3 protein-coding genes and 1 pseudogene are annotated in these 3,689 nt (G+C 67.6%); 3 read left to right on the forward strand and 1 reads right to left on the reverse strand.

Annotation, left to right across the window (positions count from 1 at the left end):
* Positions 1-218: 218 nt before the first annotated feature.
* From RIN43_RS16150 to RIN43_RS16160, 3 genes are read left to right on the forward strand one after another with little or no spacing between them, the layout of a single operon-like run.
* The gene (locus tag RIN43_RS16150) at positions 219-1,718 is read left to right on the forward strand and encodes an aldehyde dehydrogenase family protein (protein WP_309129947.1); all 1,500 of its coding nucleotides are present in this window, start codon (positions 219-221) and stop codon (positions 1,716-1,718) included.
* Positions 1,715-2,350: an isochorismatase family cysteine hydrolase gene (locus tag RIN43_RS16155; protein WP_309129948.1), complete on the forward strand. Its 636-nt coding sequence runs from the start codon at positions 1,715-1,717 to the stop codon at positions 2,348-2,350. The genes RIN43_RS16150 and RIN43_RS16155 overlap by 4 nt, the downstream gene beginning before the upstream one ends.
* Entirely contained in the window at positions 2,347-2,880 is a 534-nt protein-coding gene (locus RIN43_RS16160; RefSeq protein ID WP_309129949.1) for an isochorismatase family protein, read from the forward strand. Before RIN43_RS16155 ends, RIN43_RS16160 begins: the two co-directional genes overlap by 4 nt.
* A 33-nt stretch (positions 2,881-2,913) precedes the next feature.
* Here RIN43_RS16160 and RIN43_RS16165 read toward each other — a convergent pair.
* Positions 2,914-3,689 (reverse strand): annotated as a pseudogene (locus RIN43_RS16165) (alanine dehydrogenase); the annotation flags it as partial.

Genomic DNA, 3,689 nt, shown 5'->3' on the forward strand with positions numbered 1-3,689 from the left:
GGCGGGCAATGCACGGTCGGCGACAAGGGCGGGAAGTTCTCTCGGCATGGTGACATCCTGGAGTCCACGGATCGCCAGGGTCAAGGCTCCTCTCGTGCGTTCGCGGGGCTATTCCAGACTGGTATGAACGCGGTCGCAGGGTGGTCTTGGCGCGGAGAAGACCGCCATTGCTAGAGTCCGAGACAATCGCGTGAGCGCGCCCGTCCACGGAGGCACTGATGACCCGTCCCGAACTCTTTCCCGAGGTCCGCAGCGTCCTCGACGCACCGCCGCGCCTGTTCATCGGGGGCCGCTGGCACGAGCGCACCGAGGAGCAGAGCCTTCCCTCGCTTGACCCTGCCACTGGCCTCACGCACGCGTGGATCGCCCGCGGCACCGTGGAGGACGTCGACGCCGCAGTGCAGGCGGCGTCGCAGGCGCTGGCGGGCGAATGGAGCCGGCTCAGCCCGGATGCACGGGGCGAGATACTCTGGCGCACAGGCGATCTCATCACGCAGCATGCCGAGCCGCTCGCCCAACTCGAGGCCCTCGACAGCGGCAAGCCAATCGTGCCGACCCGCGACGGCGACATCCCCGGCACAGCGGAGGTGTTCCGGTACTACGCCGGATGGCCCACGAAGATCGCCGGCGCCACACGCGAGCTCACGATCGCCCACACCCTGGGCATGACGCTGCGTCAGCCGGTCGGCGTTGTGGGCATGATCGTCCCGTGGAACTTCCCGCTGCTGATGACTGCCTGGAAGCTCGCCCCCGCACTCGCCGCAGGATGCACCATGGTGCTTAAGCCTTCCGAGTTCACCTCACTGAGCGCGCTGTACCTCGCCGACCTCCTCCGTGAGGCGGGGGTGCCGAATGGCGTGGTGAACGTGGTCACGGGCGTCGGGAGCGAGGCGGGGGAAGCGATCGTCAGGCATCCAGGCATCGACAAGGTCGCGTTCACCGGCAGCACTGCCGTCGGGCGAGCGGTGATGCGCGGCGCCGCCGACTCGAACCTCAAGAACATCGCGCTTGAGCTCGGCGGAAAGAGCCCGAACATCGTCTTCGACGACGCCGACCTCTCTCGAGCCATTGAGGTCGTCTCGCGCGGGATATTCGGCAACATGGGCCAGAACTGCACGGCGGGCTCGCGCATCCTGGTGCAGCGCGGCATCTACGCCGAAGTCGTCGAGGCACTCGGTCGGCACGCGGAGAGCCTCGTCCTCGGCGACAGTCTGCAGGAGAGCACGCAGATCGGCCCGCTCGTGAACGTCACTCAGCGCGCCCGCGTGAGTGGCTACGTCGATCTCGCCGAGCAGGAGGGCGCGAGGATCATCACCGACCGCAGCATCGACCCGGGTCTTTCCCCGGACGGCTACTATCTACGCCCGGCGGTGATCGCCGACGCGTCGAACTCGATGCGGGTCGCCCGGGAGGAGATCTTCGGGCCTGTCGCCTGCGTCATCCCCTTCGAATCCGAGGCAGACGCCCTCGAGATCGGAAACGATGCCGACTACGCATTGGCGGCGGGCGTCTGGACCTCCGACCTGTCTCGCGCGCATCGCATGGCGGCGAGGATCCGGGCCGGGGTCGTGTGGGTGAACACCTACAACAGCACCGACCCCGCGATGCCGTTCGGTGGCGTGGGCCAGAGCGGCGTCGGGCGCGAACTCGGACCCGAGGGCGTCGACGCCTTCCTTGAGACGAAGAGCGTCGTGATACGGGTAGGGGACGCGGAATGATTCGCGAGGCGGCGCGACCGTTCGGCCGCTGCGCCGTCGTGGTCGTCGATTCGCAGAACGACTATTGCCACCCCGATGGAGCCCTGTACCCCGCAGATCCGGCCAGCTCCGTGCACGCCAGCATCAAGGGGCAGCGGCGCGTACTCGAGGCCGCCGGAGACCACCCGGTCTTCTTCGTCCGGGACGTCTGCCGTACCGACCACCTCACCTCGTCACCCACCCGTCTGTACGAGCGCTATCGGATCCAGCAGACCAGTAGCTACGAGACTCTCGAGTGGGGATACGAGGGCACCTGGGGGAGCGAGGTGCTGCAGGAGTTGAGGGATGCCGCGCTCCACGGCATCGACGTGTTCAAGAACCGAGCGAGCGCGTTCGTGAGCACCAATCTCGACCTGCTGCTGCGCAGCAATCTGATCGATGCGGTTTTCGTGATCGGTGTCGCCACCGACGTCTGCGTCAACGCCACGGTGCGTGACTGCGCCGACCACGGGTATCGTACGATCGTCGTCTCCGATGCCGTCGGCGCATTCCGGGAGCACCTCCACGCCGCAGCCCTGCGCATCTTCGAGGCGAAGTACGAGGTGATGACCTCGTCGGAGACGAGCAGCATTCTTGGGAAGGCGGGGTCGTGATCGAGCGCTTCGGTAAAGATGTTTTCGAGTCACTGGACGAGATCCTGCGCCCGCCGCACACCGCGCTCGTCGTGCTGGAGCCACGGCAGAGCGCGCACGCGGTCATGGCCTCGCGTCTGTTCAGGCTGGTGAGCGCCGCCCGCGCGGCCGGAGTGTGCGTGGTCTGGGTGTCTACTCTGAGCCCCGTCTACGGCGAGCAGCATGGAGCAGACTACTCCTTGCCTGAGACGCTCCTTCCGTGGCACGGCGAACTCGTCCTGACCAAGACGACTCTGAACACCTTCATCAGCACCGGCCTCGCGCTCACCCTGCGCGGTCTCGGAAAGCGGACGGTGCTCACCGCGGGCATGGCGACCGAGGGCTCGGTTGAGTCGACCGCGGAGGGCGCTGCACATCGGGATTTCTACTCGGTGGTCGCCGAGGACTGCACAGCGTCGCTGAGTCCGGCGTTCCATGAGGACGCACTGGCAATCCTGCGCATGCGCGTGCAGGCAGTCGACTCCGAGCGGATCATCTCGATCTGGGAGTGATGCCGTCCGGTGCCGCCGAGTGTGGGAGCCGGATCACCCCTCGAGCAACCTCCGCAGCGGCACGGCCGGATGCCCGTGGCGTTCGCTGACCTCGACTCTGACGAGCGTGCCGTCGACGGTGTTAATCCCGCTGGCGATGACCGGGTCGGTTCGCGCGGCCTCGCGCAGGCCGAGCGCGGCGATCTTCGAGACGATGGGGAGGGTTACCCGGGTGATCGCCTGGGTGGCTGTCAGGGGCACCCCGGTCGGGATGTTGGGGATGCAGGAGAAGATCTTGCCGTGCGCCTCGTAAGCGGGGTCTTCGTGGCTCGTCATGCGCGAGTCCTCGAAGCACCCGCCGTGGTCTATCGACAGGTCGATGAGCACCGCTCGGTCCTTCATCCGACCGACCATCTCAGTGGTGACCACGATGGGGGCCTGCGGCGGGTACTGTCCGCGAATGCGCACCGCGCCGATCACGACGTCCGCGTTGCGCAGCGCGTCGGCGAGCTCGACCTGATTCGACGGCAGCACGTGGCAGCCGGGCAGTTCTCCGAGCTCCCGGCGCACACGGGCCGGCTCGATGTCGAGAACGGTCACGTTCGCGCCGAGGGCCGATGCGTGACGCGCTGCCGCGCCGCCGGCCGCGCCTCCTCCGATCACCACGACGTTGGCGGGGTCGGCTCCGTCCACGCCGCCGACGCACGTGCCCAATCCGCCAACGCCGAACGGCGCGCCCTCGCCGCCCCGTCGCATCAGCAGTCCGGCGGCGATCTGGATCGACGCGCGACCGGAGATCTGCGACATCGGAGTGAGCAGCACCAACTCGC

The sequence above is a fragment of the Microbacterium sp. genome (assembly GCF_031178445.1).
In the GTDB taxonomy this organism is placed as follows: domain Bacteria; phylum Actinomycetota; class Actinomycetes; order Actinomycetales; family Microbacteriaceae; genus Microbacterium.

Excerpts from the sequence above, each read along its gene's own strand:
- RIN43_RS16155 (WP_309129948.1), top strand. The coding sequence starts at position 1,715 with ATGATTCGCGAGGCGGCGCGACCGTTCGGCCGCTGCGCCGTCGTGGTC.
- RIN43_RS16150 (WP_309129947.1), top strand. The coding sequence starts at position 219 with ATGACCCGTCCCGAACTCTTTCCCGAGGTCCGCAGCGTCCTCGACGCA.